Origin of the sequence: Roseateles toxinivorans (assembly GCF_004362525.1) — a bacterium.
Taxonomy (GTDB): Bacteria; Pseudomonadota; Gammaproteobacteria; order Burkholderiales; family Burkholderiaceae_C; genus Paucibacter; species Paucibacter toxinivorans.
Map to the genome: position 1 here is coordinate 71,047 of NZ_SNXS01000005.1, position 20,868 is coordinate 91,914.

The window sequence follows — 20,868 nt, forward strand, 5'->3', positions numbered from 1 at the left end:
GACGGCTCAGTGCTCGGAGGCCGGCGGGGGGGCACCACCCTCGGAGCCACCGCCCGCGCCACCGCGGGAGGCCGGCTTGCGGCGGCGGCGGCGTTTCTTGGCGGCTGGCGCAGCGCCCTCGCCTTCACCATCCGCCGCCTCCGGGCGCGGTGCGCGAGGCCCTGCCGAAGCCCCCTCGGCGCGGGCCGGGCTGTTGCCACGGCGCAAGCGGTCGGCCTCGCGGGCCACCTCCAGCAGCGCCTGGCGCTCGTCATCGCTGCCCAGCGCAAAGTCTTCCCACCAGTCGGCCAAGGCCGGATCGACCTCGCCGGCGTCGGCGCGCAGGCGCAGGAAGTCGAAGCCGGCGCGGTAGCGCGGCTGATCCACCAGGCCCAGCGGACCATTGCCGCTGCGGCGCTCGAAGCGGGGCTGCATCATCCAGATCTCGCGCATGTCGCCGGCCAGACGGCCTCGGCCCGAGATATCGCCGATGCGGGCATCGAACACCGTTTCGATCGCCTGCTGCAGCGCCGGCACCGGCGCCTCGCCGCCGGCCTTCAGGCGATTCCAGTGGTCCAGCACGTCATGCCACAGCATGCAGGCCAGCATGAAGCTCGGAGACACGCCACGGCCCTCGTTGACGCGCAAATCGGTGTCTTCCAGCGCCCGCTTGACGAAGGCGTCGCGGCCGTCCTTGCGGTGGGCGTCTTCCAGCACCACGTCGAGAATCGGGAAGATGCCCTTGTGCAGGCCCTGCTTGCGCAACTCTTCCAGGCTCGCCAGCGAGTGGCCGGTCTGCAAGAGCTTGATCATCTCGTCGAACATGCGCGAGGCCGGCACATTGACCAGTTGCTCAGCCATCTTCTTGATCGGTGCGCGGGTCTTGGGCTCGATGTCGAAGCCCAGCTTGGCAGCGAAACGCACGACGCGGATGATGCGCACCGGGTCTTCGCGGTACCTGGTCTCGGGGTCGCCGATCATGCGCAGCACCTTCTTGCGCGCATCGGCCAGGCCCTTGTGATAGTCCACCACCACCTCGCGCACCGGGTCGTAGTACATCGCATTGATGGTGAAGTCGCGGCGCGCCGCATCCTCGATCTGCGGGCCCCAGACGTTGTCGCGCAGCACGCGGCCGCTGGCGTCCACCACATGGCTCTTGCCGGCCATCTCGGCCTTGGAGGTCTTCTCGTTGCCCGCCACCTGCTCGGCGTCGTCATTGACCAGCAGCGCGCGGAAGGTCGAGACCTCGATCACCTCGTGTTCGCGCCCACGGCCGAACACGACATGGACGATGCGAAAGCGCCGGCCGATGATGAAGGCGCGGCGGAACAGGCGCTTCACATCCTCAGGCGTGGCATTGGTGGCCACGTCAAAGTCCTTGGGCCGCTTGCCGACCACCAGGTCGCGCACCGCGCCGCCAACGATGAAGGCCTCGAAGCCGGCATCGACCAGGGTCTTGACGACGCGTACCGCGTGGTCGTCAAGCAGGGTCTTGTCGATCTGATGCTCGGCCAGCGGAATTTCCACGCGCTTGCCCAACACGCTCTTGGCGCCCTTGGCGCCGGCCGCGGGCTTGCCCAGCAGCTTGTCTATGAAGGTCTTGATCATGCGAAGAGTTTCAGAATGGTCCAGCCGCGCTCGCGCGCAATGTGCTCCAGTGCCGGGGTCGGGTTGGTGGCCACCGGATGGCTCACCCGCTCCAGCAAGGGCAGGTCGTTGATTGAATCACTGTAGAAGGTGATGCGCTCGAAATCTTCCCAGCGTCGGCCCTGCGCCCGCAGCCAGTCCTGCACGCGCGTGATCTTGCCGGCCTGGTACGAGGGCACACCACGCACCGCGCCGGTATAGGGCGCATGGCCGTCCACCTCGGCCAAACGCTCCAGTTCCACGGCGATCAAGTGCGGCACGGCAAAGGCCTCGGCGATCGGCTCGGTAACGAATTCATTCGTCGCCGTGACGATGGCCACCAGGTCGCCGGCCTGCTGGTGGTCACGCACCAAAGAACGCGCATTGTCGTGCATCGCCGGTTCCATCACTTCGGCCATGAAGCGCCGGCGTGCCGCCAGGTACTCGCTAGGTGCCCGCGCCCGCCACACCGAGGTGGCGAAATCGACATAGGCGTCCAGGTCCAGGCGCCCGGCCTGGTATTGGGCGTAGAACTCGTCATTGCGGCGCGCCCAGCGCTCGCCGTCGGTCCAGCCGATATCGACCATGAACTGGCCGAAGGCGTGGTCGGAGTCGGTCGGGATCAGCGTGCCATCAAGGTCGAAAAGGGTCAGGTTCATGGTTTTGCTTCTTCATCAGCATCGGCGAGCATTTGCTTGAGCAGGGGCACGGTGACGCCGCGCTTGTGCGACATCGCGAACACATCCAGCCTGTCCAGCAGCTGCATCAGGTGTTTCAGGTCCCGCGCAAAGCGGGTCAGCAAATAGTCCATCACCTCGTCGGAGAGGAAGATGCCCCGGCGGTCTGCCTCGCGGCGCAGCGCCGCCCGCATCTCCGGCTCGCTCAAGGGCTGCAGGCCGAACACCGGCCCCCAGCCCAGACGGGTGCGCAGGTCCTCGCGCACGGCCAGATCGACCGGCGGCAGGGCGCCCGAAGCCACCACCGCCAGGCCCAGGGTCGCGGCCTCGACGAACAGCGCGAAGGCGGCATGCTGGCGGTCGGCATCGAACAGGTCGCAGTCATCCATCAGCAAGAGGCTCTGATTGGCGTCCACGCCCCAGGGCAAGGGGGTGTTCAGGTCGTACCAGCCGACCTGCCCACCCTGCTGCTGCCAGCGTTGAGCCAGTGCGCGCAGCACATGGGTCTTGCCGCTGCCGTGCGCGCCCCACAGAAACACCGGCGGCGAGCCCGCGCTCAGGCCCTGCAGATGGGCCAGGGCCGCGGCATTGGCGCCGGGCAGAAAGCTGTCAAAGCTCAGCGTGGGCTCGGGGCCCAGGGACAGGGGAATCTGCTTCAACTGCGCCACATCCCGGTTCAGCCCTTGAACAGGGGGCTGTTCAGATACAGGCGGTGCAGGCGCATGCCGGCCACCACGCCCAGGGCGCTGGCCGGCAGCGCGATCATCACGCCGACAAAGCCGAACAGATGACCAAAGGCCAGCAGTGCGAAGATCACCGTCAGCGGGCTCAGGCCGATGCGCTCGCCGACCAGGCGCGGTGTCAGCACAAAGCTTTCCAGCACCTGGCCCAGGCCGAAGATCACCGCCACGGCCAGCACGCCATACAGGCTGGCGAACTGCAGCACGCCGGCCAGCATGGCCAGCAGCAGGCCCAGGCCGAAGCCGACGTAGGGGATGAACACCGCCAGACCGGTGAACACGCCCACCGGCAGGGCCAGGTCGAATCCCGCCAAGGCCAGGGCCACGCTGTAGTACACCGCCAGTATCAGCATCACCAGGATCTGACCGCGCAGGTACTGGCCCAGCATCGCGTCGCAGTCCGCCAGGAAGGCGGCTGTGGGCTCGCGCACGCGCGGCGGCACCAGGGCCCAGACCCGCTCGCGCAGCGAGTTCCAGTCCATCAGCAGATAGAACAGCACCACCGGCATCAGCACCGCATTGCCGACGATGGCCAGCACGAAGCTGCCGCCGATGCGGGCCGAGCTCAGCGCGGTGGCCAGCCAGTCCTCGAGATTGGCGTCCAGGTACTTGACAACAAAGGCCTTGATGCTGGCCGTGTCCAGCGACACATGGATGCCGAACTGCGCCAGCCAGGGCACCCCATGCTCGTTCAGCGCCGCCGCCACGCGCGGAATCTGGTCGCGCAGCAGGGGCAACTCCTTGCTCAGTATCGGCACGATCAGCAGCATCAGGGCCAGCACCCCTAGGCAGAACACCGTCTCCAGCAGCAGCGCCGCCGCCAGGCGCGGCACGCCGCGGGCGACCAGGCGCTCGACGGCCGGATGCAGGGCGTAGGCCAGCAGGGCCGCGACGATGAAGGGCGCCAGCACCGGCGACAGCAGCCAGAGCGCAGCAAAAAACAAGGCGGCCAGGGCCGCCCAGCTCAGGGCTTTGCGTTGGTGGGTGCTGAGGTTCATCCGCGGTGGGTGAGTCCTGAAAGAGTGGGCGATGGCAGTTCGAAGCTGCCGGCCGGGATTCTAAGGTGCCGCTGGCTAGTGCAAGCGATAGCGCCCGTCACCGCGCAGCCCGAACAGCCGCTGCTTGACGCTGGCATGGTCCGGCGCGTCGGGGCATTGATCCAGATACTGCACATAGTCGGCCGCGGCGGCGTCGAAGTGGCCCAGGTGCTCGAAGGCCTGGCCGCGGTCGCGCCGCTCGGCCGGGGCATCGGGCAGCAGCAGCACCAGGCGCTGCATCACCGCCAGCACCCGGGCCCAGTCCAGATTGCTGCGGTGGATTTCCTTCAGATTGCGCAGCATGCGGGCAATCACCTCGCGTGGTGCCGCCGGCCGCAGGAACAGCGCCAGCGGTGTGGCCGGTTCCTGGCCGTCCGGCCCCCCGCTCTCGCCATGGGCCTGGCGGTAGGGCGTCAGCAACTCCTCCAGGTGCTCGCGCGACAGCGAATTGCCGGTGAACGGGTCTATCACCACCTCGCCCTGCGACATGCGCAGCTTGACCAGGAAGTGGCCGGGGAACGAGATGCCTCTTGCCAGCAGGCCGATCTGCCCGGCCAGCTCCATATAAATCAGCGCCAGGGTGATCGGTATGCCACGCCGGCGGCTCAAGACCTGATGCACAAAGCTGTTGTGCATGTCGTAGAAGTTGTTGACGTTGCCGGCGAAGCCCAGCTCCTGGAAGAAATAGCTGTTCAGCCAGCGCAGCTTGTTGGTCGGGCTGCTGTCGGCCGGTATGCGCCGGCGCAGACGTGCGCCCAGGGCATCCATCTCGGCCAGTACCGACTGCACGTCCAGGCCGGCGAACTCGTCCTGGGCCAGCGACACGGCGGTCTCGAACAGCGGCAGGCTGGCGTCATCGGCCACCAGGCTTTGGAAGTATTCCAGCGCGCTGGGCGCCTCCAGGCGTAGGGATGAACTCATGGTCACAGTTTAGGCAGACTAGGCGGTCCGTTTCGCAAATTGGCGCAAATTGATGCCCAGCAGCAGCAGCGCCGCGAAATAGACGATGGCCGAGGCGACCAGCACGCCGGCCAGATACAGCGCGCGCAGGCCGTCGGTGGCACCCAGCGCGATCCAGTCGAGGTAGTGAGCAGCCGCCCACATCAGCCCGCCCATCAAGGCCGAGCCGATGACGATGCGCAGCGCAAAGCCCGTCCAGCCCGCTTGGGCGCTGTAGCCACCCAGCTTGCGCAAGCCACGGAACAGCAGCAAGGCATTCAGCAGGGCCGCCACGCCGATCGACAGGGTCAGCCCGGCAATGCCCAACCTGGGCACAAACAGCAAATTCAGCCCTTGAGTGACAACCAGCGAGATGACGCTGATGCGCAGCGGCGTGCGGTAGTCCTGCCGGGCGTAGAAGGCCGGCGCCAACACCTTGACGGCGATGATGCCCAGCAGGCCCACGCCATAGCCCATCAGCGCCAGGGTCGTGTTCTGCACATCGGCGGCCTGGAAGGCGCCGCGGTGGTAGAGCACGGCCACCATCGGTTGGGCGAACACCAGCAGGGCCACCGCGCAAGGCAGGGCCAGCAGCAGCACCAGGCGCAGGCCCCAGTCGAGCAGGGCAGAATAGGCGGCCGTATCGCCCCGGCCCTGGGCCGCTGCCAGCTGGGCGGTCAGCACCACGCTCAGCGCAATGCCCAGCAGGGCGGTGGGCAGTTCCATCAGCCGGTCGGCATAGGTCAGCCAGGACATCGCGCCGACGGCAATATGGGAGGCGATCTGACTGTTGATCATCAAGGACACCGGCGCCACCGACACGCCCAGCACCGCCGGCCCCATGCGCCGCACCAGATTGCGCACGCCCTCGTGCTGCCAGGCGGTCTTCAAGCGCCTCGGATTCAACGCGATGCGCGGCAGCCGCCCGATACGCATCAGCGCCGGCACCTGCACGGCCAGTTGCAGCACGCCGCCAATCATCACGCCGACGGCCAAGGCATAGATGGGTGGTAGGCCCCAGCCGGGCATGTACGGCGACAACCACCAGCCCGCGGCAATCCACGACAGGTTCAGCAGCACCGGCGTGGCCGCCGGCACGACGAACTTCTTCCAGGTGTTGAGCACGCCTGCGGCCAGCGAGACCATCGAAATCAGGCCGATATACGGAAACATGAAGCGCGTCATCACCACCGCAGCGTCATGGCCCTCCCCCTCCATGCCCGAGGCCAGCAGCCAGACCAGGGCCGGCGCAGCGAAGATGCCTAAAGCGCATGTGGCGAGCAGCGCCCAGGCCAGCAGCGTGGCGGCCGCGTCGATCAGCGCCTGCGTGGCCTCGTCACCCCGCTCGGCCCGGGTAGTGGCCAGCAGCGGCACGAAGGCCTGGGAGAAGGCGCCCTCGGCGAACAGCCGGCGCAGCAGGTTCGGGATGCGAAACGCCACATTGAAAGCGTCGGTCATCGCGTTGGCGCCGAACAGCGAGGCCACCATCTGCTCGCGCACCAGGCCGGTGATGCGGGATACCAGGGTCAGCAGGGAAACAATCGAGGCGGCCCGTAGAAGATTCATGTAGTCAGACGATGAGCATAGGGGCGCCTGGGCGCAGGACGGAACGGCCGCATTATCGGGTCCGGCCGGGGCGCGGTCGCCATCGGAATGCCGGTTTTTGCACGGCGTCTGACTCGACCCCGTCACCAAACTTGGCTAAGTGTCCGCACAAATGCTATACTCGTCGTCTTTGCACCAACTGGGCACCATTACAGCATGGCCACTTCTTCCAAAGCCAAAAAGAAAACCGTCCGTCTGGCATCGGGTCGCAAACGCGCTCGCCAAGACGTCAAGTTGAACGCCGCCAACACGGCGCTGCGCTCCAAATTCCGCACAGTCATCAAGAACGTGCAAAAAGCTGTGCTGACTGGCGACAAGGCCAAGGCAGCCGAGCTGTTCCAGACCGCTCAGACCGTCATCGACTCGGTGGCTGACAAGGGCATCTTCCACAAGAACAAGGCTGCTCGTCACAAGAGCCGTCTGTCTGCGAAGATTAAGGCGCTGGCTGCAGCCGCCTAACAGCCTCCCTGGTGCAAAGCACAAAGCCCGCTTCGGCGGGCTTTTTGTTTATTCGGCCCGCGCAAGCGGGCTTTTTGCATGATGGCCCGCTTCGGCGGACTTTTTGCATTCTGACCGGGAATCAATCCTTTTTGGGCGCCCCGCCCTCGGGCAGCAAGCAGGCCTCGGCCACCTGCAGCCGGTTGTCGCGGGCGAAGTTCATCACGAAGTCCCAGGCCATGGGCTCGAGGCTTTTCAGCTCTTCGTTGACGATCACGCACTTGATGCCGTTGATCACGCGCGGCACGCAATAGGGGGAGTAGCCGATATAGGCACCGATGCCGCCCTTGCCGCCGCCGGGGCGGAAACAGGACATCGCGCCGGCCAGCCGCTCGGCCCAGTCGCTGGGTCTGAACGTCTTGCCTTCCAGGGTCAGGCCCTGGATAAAGACTTCGCGGGGTTTGGGGAGGGACGGCGTCATGCTGAAACGTAAAACCAGTATTGTGCCTTGCTTGTGTTGCAGCGCAGCACGCCAGCCGCCCGCAACAGGCTTCAGGCCGGTGGTTTTGGGCAGCAATGGCTTGTTCAGCAAAATCAGCGCTATAGAATGGATCAGGCATCCCCGCATTTCCGGGATGCCTTTTTTATTCCCGCAACCCCTTTGGAGGATTGATGAACGCCCCTGAGAAGCCTGCCGTACCGACCGAACCGCATGTGATGCACACCTATGGCCGCCTGCCCATCGCCTTGAGCCATGGCAAGGGTTGCTGGGTCTGGGACACTGCGGGTCGACGATACCTGGACGGGCTGGGCGGCATCGCGGTGAACACGCTGGGCCATGGCCACCCGAAGCTGGTGCCTGCCCTGCAGGACCAGATCGCCAAGCTGATCCACTGCTCCAACTACTACTTCGTGCCGCTGCGCGAGGAGTTGGCGGCGATGCTGGCCGAGTTCTCGGGCATGGACACGGTGTTCTATTGCAATTCCGGCCTGGAGGCCAACGAGGGCGCGCTGAAGATCGCGCGCAAATACGGCCATGACCGCGGCAACCACAACCCCGAGGTGATCGTGTTCGAGGGTGCCTTCCATGGCCGCTCGATCGCCACCCTGTCGGCCACGGCCAATCCGCGCATACAGGCCGGCTTCGGCCCGCTGGTCGAGGGTTTTGTGCGGGTGCCGCTGAACGACATCGCCGCCGTCGAGGCCGCCTTGAAGGCACACCCGAACGTGACCGCCGTGTTCCTGGAGACGATTCAGGGCGAAGGCGGCATCAACCCGGCGACGATACAGTTCCTGAAGGATCTGCGTCGTGTTTGCGATGCCCACGACATCCTCTTGATGCTCGACGAGGTGCAATGCGGCATCGGCCGCACCGGCAAGTGGTTCGCCCACCAATGGGCCGACATCGTGCCGGACGTGATGCCGCTGGCCAAGGGCCTGGGTTCGGGCGTGCCTATCGGCGCCGTGGTCTGCGGCCCCAAGGCCTCGACCGTGCTGCGCCCCGGCGACCATGGCACGACCTTTGGCGGCAACCCGCTGGCGATGCGTGCCGGCGTCGAGACGCTGAAGATCATGGTCGAGGATGGGTTGATGGCCAATGCCGCCACCGTCGGCGCGGCGCTGACCGATGGTCTGCGGCGTGAGTTGGCAGGTGTGGGTGGCGTGACCGAGATCCGCGGCCAGGGCCTGATGATTGGCATCGAGCTGGACCGCCCCTGCGGCGTGCTGCTGGGCCAGGCCGCCGATGCGGGCTTGCTGATCAGCGTCACCGCCGACAAGGTCATCCGCCTGGTGCCGCCGCTGATATTGAGCGAGGACGAGGCGGCCCAGATCGTCGCCATCCTGTGCCCCCTGATCAAGGCCTTTCTGGCCAAGAGTTGAGCCACATGAAACCGGGTATGAGTCTGATGCGTCACTATCTCCAGTTCAAGGATTTCCGCGCCGAGGAATACGCCTACTTGTTCGAACGAGTGGCCACCATCAAGCGACGATTCAAGAACTACGAGAAGTACCAGCCGCTGGTCGACCGTACCCTGGCCATGATCTTCGAGAAGGCCAGCACGCGCACGCGCGTCAGCTTCGAGGCCGGCATGTACCAGATGGGCGGCTCGGTGGTGCACCTGACCACCGGCGACAGCCAGCTGGGCCGTGCCGAGCCGCTGGAAGACAGCGCACGAGTGATCAGCCGCATGGTCGATCTGGTGATGATCCGCACCTTCGAGCAGACCAAGATCGAGCGCTTCGCGGCGCATTCGCGGGTGCCGGTCATCAACGGCTTGACCAACGAGTACCACCCCTGCCAGATCCTGGCCGACATCTACACCTATATAGAGCAGCGAGGCACCAGCGCGCGAGGTGTGATCGACCCGGACTGCTTGAAGGGCAAGGTCGTGGCCTGGGTCGGTGACGGCAACAATATGGCCAACACCTGGCTGCAGGCGGCCGAGATCCTGGGCTTCACCGTCCATGTCAGCACGCCCAGCGGCTACGAGGTGGACGCCAAGGTCGCAGGCATCAACAACAGGGATTGCTACAAGGTCTTCAAGGACCCGATGGAGGCCTGCCGCGGCGCCGACTTGGTGACCACCGACGTCTGGACCAGCATGGGCTACGAGGCGGAGAACGAAACCCGCCGCAAGGCCTTCGCCGACTGGTGCGTGGATGCCGAAATGATGGCTCTGGCTCGCCCCGACGCACTGTTCATGCACTGCCTGCCGGCGCACCGTGGCGAGGAAGTCAGCGCCGACGTGATCGACGGGCCTCAGTCGGTGGTCTGGGACGAGGCCGAGAACAGAATGCACGTGCAGAAGGCACTGATGGAGTACCTGTTGCTCGGGCGTATCGGCTGATGACCGCTAGCGCGGCCTGATGCTGTCCTTCAGGCTGCCCGGCGGGTAGTAGCGCAGAAAGGCCTTCCACACCGCGCCGGATTTGGTCGCGCCTTCCAGCAGCTCACGCAGGGCGGCGCGGTCCTCGGCGCCGACCGCCGTCTTCGAGATATAGGCGCCACTGTCGCCCCAGGGCAGCTCGGGCAGCGGCTCGTAGCGCAGCTTGTCGGCCAGATGCTCGACGCGGGCGTCGCCCACCATCGATCCAAGCAGGATGGACGGCGCCATCACCGTCACATCGGCCATGCCGGCCGCCAGCTTGCGGGCAATCGAATTGGCGTCCACGTCGAAGGTCAGACGGCCCTGCTTGCCCAGCTCCCTGATCATCTCCTGGTAGGCATCGCCGTAGTCGAAGCCGCGCACCAGGGCCACACGCAGCTCGCGGCGCTCCAGCAGCTCCTGGATGCTGCGAAGGGCCGGCCGGTCCGAACCCACGGAGATCAAGGTCGCGCGGCTGTAGATCATCGGCACGAAGATGCCATGCTCATCGCGTCGCGGGGTCTTGCTGGCCGGGATCAGGAGGTCGGCCTTGCCGGACTCGAACATCACCTCCAGACGCGCTCTCGGCACCACGGTGAACGTGAAGGTGCACGCTTCCTTGGCTGAGACACTGCGCAAGATGTCGGGATAGACGCCCCCCACACCATCGGCGCCCACGGTGACACTCAGACCGGTGGTTGCCACCGGCACCAGGATGGCGCGAGAGCACTGGGCATGGCTGCTCGGCGATGCCATCAGCGCAAGCAGGCCCAGCCACAGATTGACCTTGGTGTGCACCCGAGTTCCCCTCTCGTTGATTCAATCATTTTTGCCGATTTTGGATCGATACACCACGGAATATTGGCGCTGACCGCACAACACCGGACCTGGGCATCATCTGATACCGCCGCGGGCCCTATGCTCAGCCTGCTGTCAGCCGCAAAGGCCATGCTGCACCTTCCATGAAACAAGCTCTCATCACCGATATGCATGCCAATCGCGAGGCCTTCGAGGCCGTGCTGGAGCATGCCGGCGCCCAAGGCGCCACTCAATACGCCTTTCTGGGTGACTATGTCGGCTATGGCGCCGACCCCGGCTGGGTGATCGACCGTGTACGCGAATTCGTTGCCCAGGGTGCCATGGCGGTGATGGGCAACCATGACGCCGCCGTGGTGCAGGGCGCGGGTTCGGGCATGCGCGAGGACGCCCGCGCCGCGGTCGAGTGGACGCGCTCCCAGCTCAAGCCCGAGCAACTCGACTTCCTGGCCAAGCTGCCCATGCACCAGCAGCGCGACGACCGGCTCTATGTCCATGCCAATGCCTTCGACCCCGGTGGCTGGGAGTACGTCCTGGGCCGCAGCGAGGCGGTGCGCAGCCTACACGCCACGCGTCAGCGCCTGACCTTCTGCGGCCATATGCATGAGCCGATGCTGTTCCATCTGTCGGGCACCGGCAAGGCCGGGGACTTCGCACCGGTGGCCGGCGTGCCGATCCCGCTGCTGAGCAACCGCCAATGGCTGGCCATTCCGGGCTCGGTGGGCCAGCCCCGCGACGGCAACCCGGCGGCGGCCTATGCCATGCTGGACCTGGCCAACGCCGAGCTGACCTTTCACCGCGTGCCCTACAACATCGAAGGGGCCGCCCAGCGCATACGCGAGGCCGGCCTGCCCGACCGGCTGGCCGCGCGACTGTTCGAAGGAGAGTGAGCGCATGGAACAAGCCGCCGGCCAAGCCACCGAACCAACGGTGCAGGACAAACATGGCCCGCTGGAGCCTGGCCAGGTCATCGACCAGTTCCGGTTGGAGGAACGCCTGCACCAGGGCGGCATGGCCAATCTGTGGCGGGTGACGAGGCTGGACGGCACCGAGCCCGAGCTGCCGTTGCTGATGAAGGTGCCGCGCATCAAGGGCGGCGAGGATCCAGCGACCATCGTCGGCTTCGAAGTCGAGCAGATGCTGATGCCGCGCCTGAGTGGCCCCCATGTGCCACGCTTCGTCGCCCGCGGCGACTGGACCCGCCAGGCCTATGTGGTGATGGAGCGCGTGCCCGGCGACTCGCTGCGGCCGCGCCTGGACCACGCACCGCTGCCGCTGGACGAGGTGGTGGACATCGGCATCAAGGTCGCCACGGCCCTGCACGACCTGCACCGCCAGCATGTCGTGCATCTGGACGTGAAGCCCAGCAACATCATGTTCCGCGCCACGGGCGAGGCGGTGCTGGTGGACTTCGGCCTGTCGCGCCACGACCACCTGCCCGATCTGCTGGAAGAGGAGTTCTCGCTGCCGATGGGCACCGGGCCCTATATGTCGCCCGAGCAGGTGCAGTTCGTGCGCAATGACCCGCGCAGCGACCTGTTCGCGCTGGGCGTGATGCTCTACCACCTGTCCACCGGCGAGCGGCCGTTTGGCCAGCCCAGCTCGGTGGCCGGCCTGCGCCGCCGGCTCTATATCGAGCCGGTGCCGCCGCGGGCGCTGCGCCCCGAGCTGCCGCCCTGGTGGCAGGAGGTGGTGCTGCGCTGCCTCGAAGTCAAGCCCGAGCGCCGCTACCAGAGTGCCGCCCAGCTGGCCCTTGATCTGCAGAACCCGGGCGAGATCAAGCTCACCGTGCGGGCGAGCAAGCTGCAGACGAGCGGGCTGATGAAACGTCTGCGCCGCTGGTTCGTCGCCCTGGGAGCCGAGCCGCCCACGCAGCAGAGCTGCACCGAACAGGTCGCACGCAGCCCCATCATCCTGGCCGCCGTCGATGTGCAGGGCGCCACGCCTGGCCTCCTGGCCAAGCTCAGCGAGACGGTGCGCCGCGTGCTGGAGATCGAACCCGGCGCGCGCCTGGCCTGCGTCAGCGTAATGAAAACCGCGCGCATCGGCATGGACGAGCTGACCGATGAGCAGGGCCGCAGCCACCATGTCAAGCAGCTGGTGGCGCTGAAGCACTGGGTGCGGCCGGTGTCGCAGGCCTTGAAGCTGGAGGACGGCCGGCTGACCTTCCATGTGCTGGAGGCCCCCGACCCGGCCACCGCCTTGATCGAGTTCGCCGCCAAGATGGGTGTCGATCACATCATCATGGGCGCCCGCGACAACTCGGTGCTGCGCCGCTACCTGGGCAGTGTGTCGGCCCGGGTGGTGGCCGAATCCGACTGCTCGGTGACCGTGGTGCGCGAGATGGGCAAGCGCGCCGGCTGACAACAAGACTCGGGGAGAATCTCATTTCGCGCATCCTGATCGCTGGCTTCCAGCACGAGACCAATACCTTTGCCGACAGCCGCGCCGGCTGGGCCGAGTTCGAAAATGGCGGCGGTTTTCCGGCGCTGAGGCGGGGCCAGGACTTGCTGGGCCTGCAGGATATCGACGTGCCGCTGGGCGGCTTTCTCGAAGCGATGCAGGGCCGGGGTCACCGCTATCTGCCGGTGATCTGGGCCGCGGCCTGCCCCAGCGGGCCGGTCACCCGTGAGGCCTTTGAGCTCATCGTTGACGCCATCGTCGAGGCCGCCCGCAGCGAGCAGCCCGACGCCGTCTATCTCGACCTGCATGGCGCCGCCGTGGCCGAGCATGTGGATGACTGCGAGGGCGAGCTGCTGGTGCGGTTGCGCGCGGTGCTGCCGCCGCAGACGCCCCTTGTCGCCAGCCTCGATCTGCATGCCAATGTCAGCCCGCAGATGCTGGAACTGGCCGATGCGCTGGTCAGCTACCGCACCTACCCCCATGTGGACATGAGCGCCACCGGCGCCCGCGCCGCCGCCCTGCTGCAGGCCCGGCTGAGCGGCGAGCCACGGCTGGCCCTGGCCTGGCGGCAGACGCCCTTTCTGATCGCACTGAACGCACAGTGCACCGACCTGGCCCTGCCGGGGCAGATATACGGCCAGCTCGACGCGCTGGAGCAGGGCGGCGTGCAGCATCTGAGCTTTGCCACCGGCTTCCCGGCCGCCGATATCGCCTGCTGCGGCCCGGCCTTGTGGGGCTATGGCAGCGATGCGGCAGCCGTGCGCGCGGCCGTCGATAGGCTGGCCGATGCCGTCGAAGCGCAGGAGGCCGACTGGGACTTCGAGCTGCTCGGCGCCGCCGAGGCGGTGCACAGGGCCATGGCCCTCGCCGCCACCGCCCGGCGCCCGGTGGTGATTGCCGACACCCAGGACAACCCCGGCGCCGGAGGCCATTGCAACACCACCGGCATGCTGCGTGCGTTGCTAGACGCCGGCGCGCAGGGTGCGGCGCTGGGCCTGCTGCACGACCCTGCGGCCGCGGCGGCGGCCCATGCTGCCGGCATCGGCGCAGAGATCGAACTGACCCTGGGCGGTGAGCCCGGCATGGCGGGCAATGAGCCGCTGTACGGGCGCTTCACCGTGCAGGGCCTGGGCGATGGCCGCGTCACCCTCCCCGGCCGGATGATGAACGGCGTGCAGACGAATCTGGGGCCCTGCGCGCAATTGGCGATTGGCGGCGTGAAGATCGCCGTGTCCAGCGGCCGCATGCAGATGCTGGACCGGGCGCTGTACCGCCATGTCGGCATAGCCCCAGAGGCGATGAAGATACTGGTCAACAAGAGCTCGGTGCATTTCCGCGCGGACTTTGCCCCTATCGCCGAGCGGGTGCTGGTGGCTCAGGCGCCGGGCGCGATGCCGGCCGATCCGGCCACGCTGGCCTGGACGAAGCTGCCGGCGGGCAAACGCCTGCGCCCGGGCGGCCCGGCCTTCGTGCCGACAGGCGCGGGCTGAACGCTCACAACTCGAACTGCACCTGCACCACGCTGGTGTGGCCGGCTTGCACGACCAGCCGGCCACCGAGGCGGCGCGTCATCGCCAGCATCGCGTGGTTGCCCCACAGCACCTCGCCGAGCAGGCGCTTCAGGCCTTGCCGGCGCGCATGGGCCATCAGGCGACCCAGCAGCTCGTGCGCAAGGCCCTGTCCCTGCCAGTCATCGGCCACGACCAGGGCAAACTCGGCGTCGCTGCTGCTGCCCTGCCGCACATAGCGGGCATCTGCCACCAGTTGACGACCCTCGTCGCCGCCCCAGGCCGCCAGCGCCACATGGTCTTGCTGATCGATCTGGGTTAGCCGGCTCAGCAGGGTCGGGCTGAGTTCGCGCAGGCCGTACTGGAAGCGCATATAGCGCGCATGGGCGGACAGTCCGCGCACAAAGCGCTGCAGCGCGTCGGCGTCCTGCGGGCGCAGCGGGGCGATGTGCAGGCCCAGGCCGCGGCCCAGGGGTCTCGCGGCAGCCGGGCCGTGTTGCAGCAGCGCTTGCATCACCGTGCTCCAGCCGAGGCCGCGGGCTGCAGCCAGTGGCGCAAGCCTTCGGTCAGCCGCGCCAGCAGCCCGGTGTCGCTGCCGGCGCGAACCACCTGGGCCTGGCCCGACGCGCCATCAATCTCCAGCTCCAGATTGCCGCCGGCGCGCAGCGGATAGACGACCACCGCCGCATCCGATTCGAGCACAAAGCTCTCGCCGGCCGACAGCACGATGTCACGCGGGTCGGCGTCCACGGTGATCCAGGCCTCGCCGCTGCGCACGCTCAGCCGGGTGTGGCGGGCGTACTGCAGCCGCGCGACGTTGCCGGCGGACACAGGCAGATTGACCTTGCGGGTGGTGATGAACATGATCAGCTCCTTGATCGAGATGACAGACCGGGGGAATGGGTGCAATACTGATCTCGCACGACCGTGCGGACAAACGTTCATATCGAATCCAACGCATTCCTTCAGCGCATGCAAAACCACGCCAAACGGCTGCCGCCCCTTGATCTGTTGGTCTCGTTCGAGGCGGCGGCGCGGCAGCTGTCCTTCACCCGGGCCGGTGCCGAACGCTTCATCACGCAGTCGGCGATGAGCCGGCAGATCGCGGCGCTGGAAGAGGAGCTGGGCGTGCCGCTGTTCCGCCGCCGCCACCGCGCGCTGGAGTTGACGCCCGAGGGCCAGCAGTTGCAGGCCCTGTGCACCGAGATGCTGGTGCAGTTGCGTGCCGGGATAGGGCAGATCCGCGCGCCCGCAAGGCGCGCGGAACTGGCCCTGACGACCACGCCGGGCCTGGCCTCGCTGTGGCTGATCCCGCGGCTGGCGCTGTTCACCAAGGCCCATCCGGGCATCGATGTGCGGCTGGACGCCAGCCTGGATCTGCACGCGCTGGGCGACGAGGGCTTCGATCTGGCCATACGTTATGGCCGGGTCGGCCAGACCGAGGGTCAGCAACTGTTCGGCGAGGTCATGCTGCCGGTGTGCAGCCCCAAACTGCTGCGCTCGGGCCCGCCGCTGCGCACCGCTGCCGATCTGCGCGAGCACACCCTGCTGCAGATGCAGCTGAACAGCCGCCGATCCGCCATGCCGCTGGAGTGGGAGCTTTGGCTGCAATCCCAGGGCCAGGCCGGGCTGCAGCCGGCCGCCACGCTCAGCTTCAACGGCTATGGGGAGACCATCACCGCCGCCCTGGCCGGCCAGGGCGTGGCCCTGGGCAGGCGGCCACTGGTCGACGCCCTGCTCCACAGCCGCAAGTTGGTCGCCCCCTTTGCCGATGACGGCCTGGCCTCGGCGCGGGCCTTCCATCTGATGGTGGCACCCGAGGCTGCCGCCCGCCCCGGCGTGCAGGCCCTGGCCCAGTGGCTGCTGGCCCAGGCGGCGCTGACGGCCGCCGCTTCGGGTTGATCAGGACGTAAGGAGCCGCGCAGACTGCGTACACTCCGCGCATCTTTGTCGTACTACCTTCGGGATCTGACCCATGAAATTTCGCTCCGCCTTCCTGACCGCCCTGTTCGCCCTGTCGTCCAGCGCCTTTGCGGCCACGCCGCAGTACCTGGTGCTCGACCAATCGACGCCCAATCTGATCGACAAGGCCTCCGCGGCCGCGACCCTCAAGGAGATCACCACCCCGCAGATGCTGAAGCTGTATTCGCCGAAGAAGTGGGGCTTCGCCACCGAGGTCGAAGGTGGCTTCACCGCCAGCAAAACCTGTGTGGTGACGGCGCGGGTGATGATGCTGCCGGTCGGCGTCAGCGGCAAGACCCTGGTCTTCAAGGCCGAGAAGAAGGTCACCACCTTCGACGCCCTGCCCGGGGCGACTCAGGAACAATGCAAGGAGCTGGCCAACGCCAAGCTCAAGGAAGCCGTTCAGGCGATGGTCTTCAGCCTGATCAAGTCCTGATCTAGGAGGCTGTCGGGTTTGGGGTCGGGCCCGACAGCCTCCTCGCACTGACGTTCAGAACAGCACGGTCAAGATCATTACCAGTATCAGCGCGACCGAAACGGTCGAGCTGTAGAGGATGATCAACAGCATGGCCCGCAGCAGGCCCAGCCACCAGCGTCCACCATAGACGCGTTGCTGGGCCATTTGCGTATAGACGGGAACGGCCAGCATCGCCAAGGCAGCCACCAAGGAGTTGCCGACCAGGGCCAAGGCGACCATCGCGAACCAGAAGGCATGGACATGCAGCGCAAACACCAAGTGTTCGGTGTAGCGCATATGCCGGTCAATGAACACCAGCTTCAACCACAGCGCGAACATCGGCAGCAGCAGGAACATCGCTGTGCCCCAGTGGCGAAGGAATCGTTCGGGGGCCGCCTCCAGCTCACGCCGCAGGGTCTTGGGATCGGCATCGAAGCGTTGCCCCAACCTCAGGCACAGCCCCGCGGGCAGACCCTCGCAATAGAAGGCGCCTTTCTCGTCCACGCCGGCGCGCATCGCGCCGGCATCGATGAAGGTCAGATCGCGGCCGGGCTTGAACTCTATCGGCTTGCCATCGGGCCGCACAGCGGGAAACTGGATCGCGCCGCTGAAGCGCAACAGCAGCAGGGTCAGCACGCTGATCGTCAGGTACAGCCGCACCGGCAGCACATAGCGGCGCTTGCGGCCGGTCAGGTACTCCACGGTCAGCCGACCCGGGCGGAACAGCAGCAGGGCCAGGGTGCGCCACAGCGCCCCCTCCATGGCCACATAGTTGCCACCCAGGTGCTGGATGAACTCACCGACGGTGGGAGGCTTGGGCGAGGTGTCCTGCCCGCAGGCGGCACAGAACTTCGGGCGCGGCTCGCCCAGCACATAACCGCAGTTGCGGCAGCGCGTCTGCTGCACGGCCTGGCCCAGGGAGGAACCGCCGGCCTCCAATGTTTCAGCACTCAAGACTTGACCCCATATTGATCCGGAACCCGTCCCCGGACAGAGAGAATGTTACGTGCTGGGCCGGCGCGGGATGGCGACTATTTTTCGACGAAGACGACGGCACTGCGAGACGGAATGCTGAAGCTGCCATCGGCGGCGTCGTAGCGGGCCAGCACCGCCGGCCTCGGGTCGCCCGCGCCGGGCCGCAGATGCACCGGGTGCAGCTCGTAGTCGCGGCCCTGCTCGGCGGCAATCCTCAGGCGCTGCGCCTGCGCGCCCACATTGATCAGGTAAAGCACCGTCTTGAATCCGGCATCGGCATGGCCTCGACCGTCCAGCCGGCCGACGATCAGCACCGGGTTCTGCTGCGGCCCGGTGTTGTGGAATTGCAGCCGGGCCCGGACCTCGGCGGCCGTGCGCAGGCGGAACAGGCCGGAGCTGGCCCGTATCGCCAGCAGGTCGCGGAACATCTCGCGCGACATCGCGATCTCGGCCGGCCCGGGCTTGATCGCCGGGTTCGCCAGCAGCGGCAGGGCGAAGGGATACATCACCCCGTTGTCAGCCTTGGGCGGCGCACCGCTGCCGAAGTGATTGTCGGCATAGCTCCAGTCCAGTCGGTTGAACCAATCGCCCGAGTCGTAGCTGTTGCCGTCCAGCGACTTGGAGCGCAGAAGATCCTGCCCGGCATGGAAGTAGGCAACACCCTGGCTGAAGGCGGTGATGGCCGCGCCCAGCATCTGCACGCGGGCGCGGTCCTCGCGCGAGGTGGTCTGCGGCAGCCGGTAGGCATTGATGTCGAACAGGGTCTGGTTGTCGTGGTTCTCGACATAGTTCACGACCTCGCCCGGCTGGCTGACATAGCCGGCCGGTTGGCCGCTGTAGTCAAGCTGCTCCAGCCTCTTCAGCGCACCGTCATGGGTGGTCATCTCATAGTCGCGCAGCGAGCCGGCCAGCCCCACCCGCACCAGGTCGGCCGCCCGCAGCAGTTCGCTGCGCGGTCGTGGCGTGGTGACGCGCTCATTGGGGTCATGGACCAGGCCGTTGATATAGCCCTGGCTCGTCAGCATCGCCTCGCCCGAGACGCCATGGCCGCCGCCGCGCACCGCGTCGCGCGTGCGGTCGCTGAAGGTGCCTATGCCCGAGCCGTTCAGTGACAGCTGCGAGGCCTGCACAAAGCGCGCGCCGTCGGCCACCTCGCCGAAATTCCAGCCCTCGCCGATCAGATTGATGTGCCGGCCCAGCGCGGCATCGAGCCGGGCCTGCAGGGCTTCCATCGCCGCGCGGGGCTGGTGCGCCATCAGATCGAAGCGGAAGGAGGCGATCTTGTAGGCCTGCGCCCACTGCAGCACCGAGTCGCTCATCAGCTTGGCCATCATGCGGTGCTCGGTGGCGGTGTTGTCGCAGCAGGTGGACTGCTCGACCTCGCCACGGGCATTGAGCCGCTGGTAGTAGCCAGGCACGATGCGGTCCAGCACCGATGTGTCTTTCTGCCCCGAGGCCGCCGTGTGGTTGTAGACCATGTCCATGCCCACGCGCAGCCCGGCGGCATGTAGGCCCATCACCATGCGGCGGAACTCGATGATGCGGCGCGCGCCATCGGCGGGGTCGGTGGAGTAGCTACCCTCGGGCGCATTGAAGTGATAGGGGTCGTAGCCCCAGTTGAAGCAGTCGCTCGCGGCCACCGCCATCACCGCGGCCTGCTGGGCTTCGCTGTCGGAGCCGGCGTCGGGCACCTTGGGTGTGATGCAGGCGGCCTCGGGCACGCTGGCAATATCGAACACCGGCAGCAGATGCACGTCGGTCAGCCCTGCTGCACCCAACGCGCGCAAGTGCCGCATGCCGTTCGACTCCGGCTCGGTGAAGGCCAGGTACTTGCCGCGATGTGCCGGCATCACGGAGGCATCGCCGATCGAGAAATCGCGCACATGCAACTCGTAGATCACCATATCGGTCTGCGCCAGCACCTTGGCCGGCGCGCGGCTGGCGTCCCAGCCGGCGGGCTTGAGCTTCGGGTCCTCGAGGTTGGCGACATAGCTGCGCCTGGAGTCGGTGGTCAGGCTGACCGAGTACGGATCGGTGACGCGGTTGCGCACCAGCCCCACGCCGCGCACGAACACATCGAGCACATAGCTGTAATAGCTGCCCGTCAGATCGCCCGGCAGCGCCAAGGACCAGACGCCGGTCGAGGGATCGAGCCGCAGGGCCTGAGCCGACAAGGCCCTGCCCGAGCCACCGGCGTAGCGACACAGGCTGACCCGTTGCGCGGTTGGCGCCCAGAGCTTGAAGCGGGTCGAGCCCGGCCCGGGCTTGACGCCCAGATCGTCCACCCGCTCGGCGGCGACATAGAGATCGTCCAGCGCGGCGGCGGCCTGCAGGCCGGTGGCGCGCTGGACGGTGCCGTCCGCCTGCTCCTGCACCAGCAGCATCTGCCCGCGATGCAGGGCCCTCAGATTGGGTGCGGAGACACTCAAGCGCACGCCGGCCTGCAGGTACTTGAAGCGCTGCGCCAGCGCCTCAGGCAGCGGCGCGGTTCGTTCTGCGAGCGTCCAAGCGCCATCAGCGCCACTGACGCGCCGCCCGGGCTCGGCCCGCAGGCGCCCGTCGCGCGAGGCATAGAGCTTGAAGCGGCTGCCGGCTTCGGCACGGACGCCCGGCCACTGCAACAGCCTGGCACCCAGCCAGATGCCCTCGGCCGCGATCGCCTGTGCCGGCTGCAGCACCCGATGCAGCGCTTCGTCGTCGCAGGCCGCCGGCGCATTGGCGCTGGCCTGGCCCGGGTTCAGGCTCAGCAGCAGCACCACGGTCAAACCTTCAAGCAAGCGGATGCGCATCTTGTTTTTCATCTGAAGTCGAATATCAAAATAGTAGCAAAACTACATAT

General features: G+C 66.9%; 20 protein-coding genes. 8 read left to right on the forward strand and 12 right to left on the reverse strand.

Annotated elements, in window-relative coordinates; genetic code table 11:
• Window positions 1-6: 6 nt before the first annotated feature.
• The 6 genes from pcnB to murJ all read right to left on the reverse strand — a co-directional run bounded on the left by pcnB (window position 7) and on the right by murJ (window position 6,564).
• Entirely contained in the window at window positions 7-1,587 is a 1,581-nt protein-coding gene (pcnB, locus tag DES47_RS18635; protein WP_133702261.1) for a polynucleotide adenylyltransferase PcnB, read from the reverse strand.
• Window positions 1,584-2,264 carry a histidinol-phosphatase gene (locus DES47_RS18640; protein ID WP_133702262.1) on the reverse strand — a complete coding sequence of 227 codons (681 nt, stop codon included), beginning with the start codon at window positions 2,262-2,264 and terminating at the stop codon, window positions 1,584-1,586. Before DES47_RS18640 ends, pcnB begins: the two co-directional genes overlap by 4 nt.
• A complete protein-coding gene (hda, locus tag DES47_RS18645) occupies window positions 2,261-2,941 on the reverse strand; it encodes a DnaA regulatory inactivator Hda (RefSeq protein WP_133702263.1) in 681 nt (226 codons plus the stop codon). Before hda ends, DES47_RS18640 begins: the two co-directional genes overlap by 4 nt.
• Window positions 2,942-2,958: 17 nt before the next feature.
• On the reverse strand, window positions 2,959-4,020 hold the full coding sequence (locus tag DES47_RS18650) for an AI-2E family transporter (protein WP_133702264.1): 1,062 nt from the start codon (window positions 4,018-4,020) through the stop codon (window positions 2,959-2,961).
• Window positions 4,021-4,095: 75 nt separating this feature from the next.
• Window positions 4,096-4,980, reverse strand: coding sequence for a SirB1 family protein (locus DES47_RS18655; RefSeq protein ID WP_133702265.1), 885 nt, complete (start codon window positions 4,978-4,980; stop codon window positions 4,096-4,098).
• Between the two features lie 18 nt (window positions 4,981-4,998).
• Window positions 4,999-6,564, reverse strand: coding sequence for a murein biosynthesis integral membrane protein MurJ (gene murJ, locus DES47_RS18660; RefSeq protein ID WP_133702266.1), 1,566 nt, complete (start codon window positions 6,562-6,564; stop codon window positions 4,999-5,001).
• 195 nt (window positions 6,565-6,759) lie between these two features.
• Between murJ and rpsT the strand changes: the two genes are divergently transcribed.
• A complete protein-coding gene (rpsT, locus tag DES47_RS18665) occupies window positions 6,760-7,062 on the forward strand; it encodes a 30S ribosomal protein S20 (RefSeq protein ID WP_133702267.1) in 303 nt (100 codons plus the stop codon).
• 121 nt (window positions 7,063-7,183) lie between these two features.
• On the opposite strand, the gene DES47_RS18670 is transcribed toward rpsT, so the two are convergent.
• A complete protein-coding gene (locus tag DES47_RS18670) occupies window positions 7,184-7,522 on the reverse strand; it encodes a DUF3579 domain-containing protein (protein WP_133702704.1) in 339 nt (112 codons plus the stop codon).
• 191 nt (window positions 7,523-7,713) lie between these two features.
• Between DES47_RS18670 and DES47_RS18675 the strand changes: the two genes are divergently transcribed.
• Both DES47_RS18675 and argF read left to right on the forward strand, forming a co-directional pair.
• Window positions 7,714-8,922 (forward strand): aspartate aminotransferase family protein, encoded by a 1,209-nt coding sequence (locus tag DES47_RS18675; RefSeq protein ID WP_133702268.1) that lies wholly within the window; start codon window positions 7,714-7,716, stop codon window positions 8,920-8,922.
• 5 nt (window positions 8,923-8,927) lie between these two features.
• Window positions 8,928-9,890 (forward strand): ornithine carbamoyltransferase, encoded by a 963-nt coding sequence (gene argF, locus DES47_RS18680; protein ID WP_133702269.1) that lies wholly within the window; start codon window positions 8,928-8,930, stop codon window positions 9,888-9,890.
• Window positions 9,891-9,896: 6 nt separating this feature from the next.
• Here the strand turns inward: argF and DES47_RS18685 are convergent, their stop codons facing one another.
• Window positions 9,897-10,706 (reverse strand): substrate-binding periplasmic protein, encoded by an 810-nt coding sequence (locus tag DES47_RS18685; RefSeq protein WP_243748384.1) that lies wholly within the window; start codon window positions 10,704-10,706, stop codon window positions 9,897-9,899.
• Window positions 10,707-10,870: 164 nt separating this feature from the next.
• Here DES47_RS18685 and DES47_RS18690 point away from each other — a divergent pair, with 164 nt between their 5' ends.
• The 3 genes from DES47_RS18690 to DES47_RS18700 are packed head-to-tail and all read left to right on the forward strand — an operon-like array spanning window position 10,871 to window position 14,617.
• On the forward strand, window positions 10,871-11,614 hold the full coding sequence (locus DES47_RS18690; RefSeq protein ID WP_133702270.1) for a metallophosphoesterase family protein: 744 nt from the start codon (window positions 10,871-10,873) through the stop codon (window positions 11,612-11,614).
• Window positions 11,615-11,618: 4 nt separating this feature from the next.
• Window positions 11,619-13,088, forward strand: a complete 1,470-nt coding sequence (locus DES47_RS18695; RefSeq protein WP_133702271.1) for a serine/threonine protein kinase — start codon at window positions 11,619-11,621, stop codon at window positions 13,086-13,088.
• The gene (locus DES47_RS18700; RefSeq protein ID WP_243748406.1) at window positions 13,085-14,617 is read left to right on the forward strand and encodes a M81 family metallopeptidase; all 1,533 of its coding nucleotides are present in this window, start codon (window positions 13,085-13,087) and stop codon (window positions 14,615-14,617) included. Before DES47_RS18695 ends, DES47_RS18700 begins: the two co-directional genes overlap by 4 nt.
• Before the next feature lie 4 nt (window positions 14,618-14,621).
• Here the strand turns inward: DES47_RS18700 and DES47_RS18705 are convergent, their stop codons facing one another.
• Together DES47_RS18705 and DES47_RS18710 are read right to left on the reverse strand one after the other, a co-directional pair.
• Window positions 14,622-15,149, reverse strand: coding sequence for a GNAT family N-acetyltransferase (locus tag DES47_RS18705; RefSeq protein WP_133702273.1), 528 nt, complete (start codon window positions 15,147-15,149; stop codon window positions 14,622-14,624).
• Window positions 15,149-15,499 (reverse strand): DUF2917 domain-containing protein, encoded by a 351-nt coding sequence (locus DES47_RS18710; RefSeq protein ID WP_166652067.1) that lies wholly within the window; start codon window positions 15,497-15,499, stop codon window positions 15,149-15,151. The genes DES47_RS18705 and DES47_RS18710 overlap by 1 nt, the downstream gene beginning before the upstream one ends.
• Window positions 15,500-15,607: 108 nt before the next feature.
• Between DES47_RS18710 and DES47_RS18715 the strand changes: the two genes are divergently transcribed.
• Window positions 15,608-16,537, forward strand: coding sequence for a LysR substrate-binding domain-containing protein (locus DES47_RS18715; protein WP_133702275.1), 930 nt, complete (start codon window positions 15,608-15,610; stop codon window positions 16,535-16,537).
• Between the two features lie 73 nt (window positions 16,538-16,610).
• Window positions 16,611-17,033 (forward strand): hypothetical protein, encoded by a 423-nt coding sequence (locus DES47_RS18720; RefSeq protein WP_133702276.1) that lies wholly within the window; start codon window positions 16,611-16,613, stop codon window positions 17,031-17,033.
• 54 nt (window positions 17,034-17,087) lie between these two features.
• Here the strand turns inward: DES47_RS18720 and DES47_RS18725 are convergent, their stop codons facing one another.
• Both DES47_RS18725 and DES47_RS18730 read right to left on the reverse strand, forming a co-directional pair.
• Window positions 17,088-18,008, reverse strand: a complete 921-nt coding sequence (locus DES47_RS18725) for a DUF3667 domain-containing protein (protein ID WP_133702277.1) — start codon at window positions 18,006-18,008, stop codon at window positions 17,088-17,090.
• A gap of 77 nt (window positions 18,009-18,085) precedes the next feature.
• A complete protein-coding gene (locus tag DES47_RS18730) occupies window positions 18,086-20,830 on the reverse strand; it encodes an alpha-1,6-glucosidase domain-containing protein (protein ID WP_243748385.1) in 2,745 nt (914 codons plus the stop codon).
• Window positions 20,831-20,868 lie beyond the last annotated feature (38 nt).

Excerpts from the sequence above, each read along its gene's own strand:
- pcnB (WP_133702261.1), bottom strand. The coding sequence starts at position 1,587 with ATGATCAAGACCTTCATAGACAAGCTGCTGGGCAAGCCCGCGGCCGGC.
- DES47_RS18640 (WP_133702262.1), bottom strand. The coding sequence starts at position 2,264 with ATGAACCTGACCCTTTTCGACCTTGATGGCACGCTGATCCCGACCGAC.
- DES47_RS18650 (WP_133702264.1), bottom strand. The coding sequence starts at position 4,020 with ATGAACCTCAGCACCCACCAACGCAAAGCCCTGAGCTGGGCGGCCCTG.
- DES47_RS18655 (WP_133702265.1), bottom strand. The coding sequence starts at position 4,980 with ATGAGTTCATCCCTACGCCTGGAGGCGCCCAGCGCGCTGGAATACTTC.
- murJ (WP_133702266.1), bottom strand. The coding sequence starts at position 6,564 with ATGAATCTTCTACGGGCCGCCTCGATTGTTTCCCTGCTGACCCTGGTA.
- rpsT (WP_133702267.1), top strand. The coding sequence starts at position 6,760 with ATGGCCACTTCTTCCAAAGCCAAAAAGAAAACCGTCCGTCTGGCATCG.
- DES47_RS18670 (WP_133702704.1), bottom strand. The coding sequence starts at position 7,522 with ATGACGCCGTCCCTCCCCAAACCCCGCGAAGTCTTTATCCAGGGCCTG.
- DES47_RS18675 (WP_133702268.1), top strand. The coding sequence starts at position 7,714 with ATGAACGCCCCTGAGAAGCCTGCCGTACCGACCGAACCGCATGTGATG.
- argF (WP_133702269.1), top strand. The coding sequence starts at position 8,928 with ATGAAACCGGGTATGAGTCTGATGCGTCACTATCTCCAGTTCAAGGAT.
- DES47_RS18690 (WP_133702270.1), top strand. The coding sequence starts at position 10,871 with ATGAAACAAGCTCTCATCACCGATATGCATGCCAATCGCGAGGCCTTC.
- DES47_RS18695 (WP_133702271.1), top strand. The coding sequence starts at position 11,619 with ATGGAACAAGCCGCCGGCCAAGCCACCGAACCAACGGTGCAGGACAAA.
- DES47_RS18705 (WP_133702273.1), bottom strand. The coding sequence starts at position 15,149 with ATGCAAGCGCTGCTGCAACACGGCCCGGCTGCCGCGAGACCCCTGGGC.
- DES47_RS18710 (WP_166652067.1), bottom strand. The coding sequence starts at position 15,499 with ATGTTCATCACCACCCGCAAGGTCAATCTGCCTGTGTCCGCCGGCAAC.
- DES47_RS18715 (WP_133702275.1), top strand. The coding sequence starts at position 15,608 with ATGCAAAACCACGCCAAACGGCTGCCGCCCCTTGATCTGTTGGTCTCG.
- DES47_RS18720 (WP_133702276.1), top strand. The coding sequence starts at position 16,611 with ATGAAATTTCGCTCCGCCTTCCTGACCGCCCTGTTCGCCCTGTCGTCC.
- DES47_RS18730 (WP_243748385.1), bottom strand. The coding sequence starts at position 20,830 with ATGAAAAACAAGATGCGCATCCGCTTGCTTGAAGGTTTGACCGTGGTG.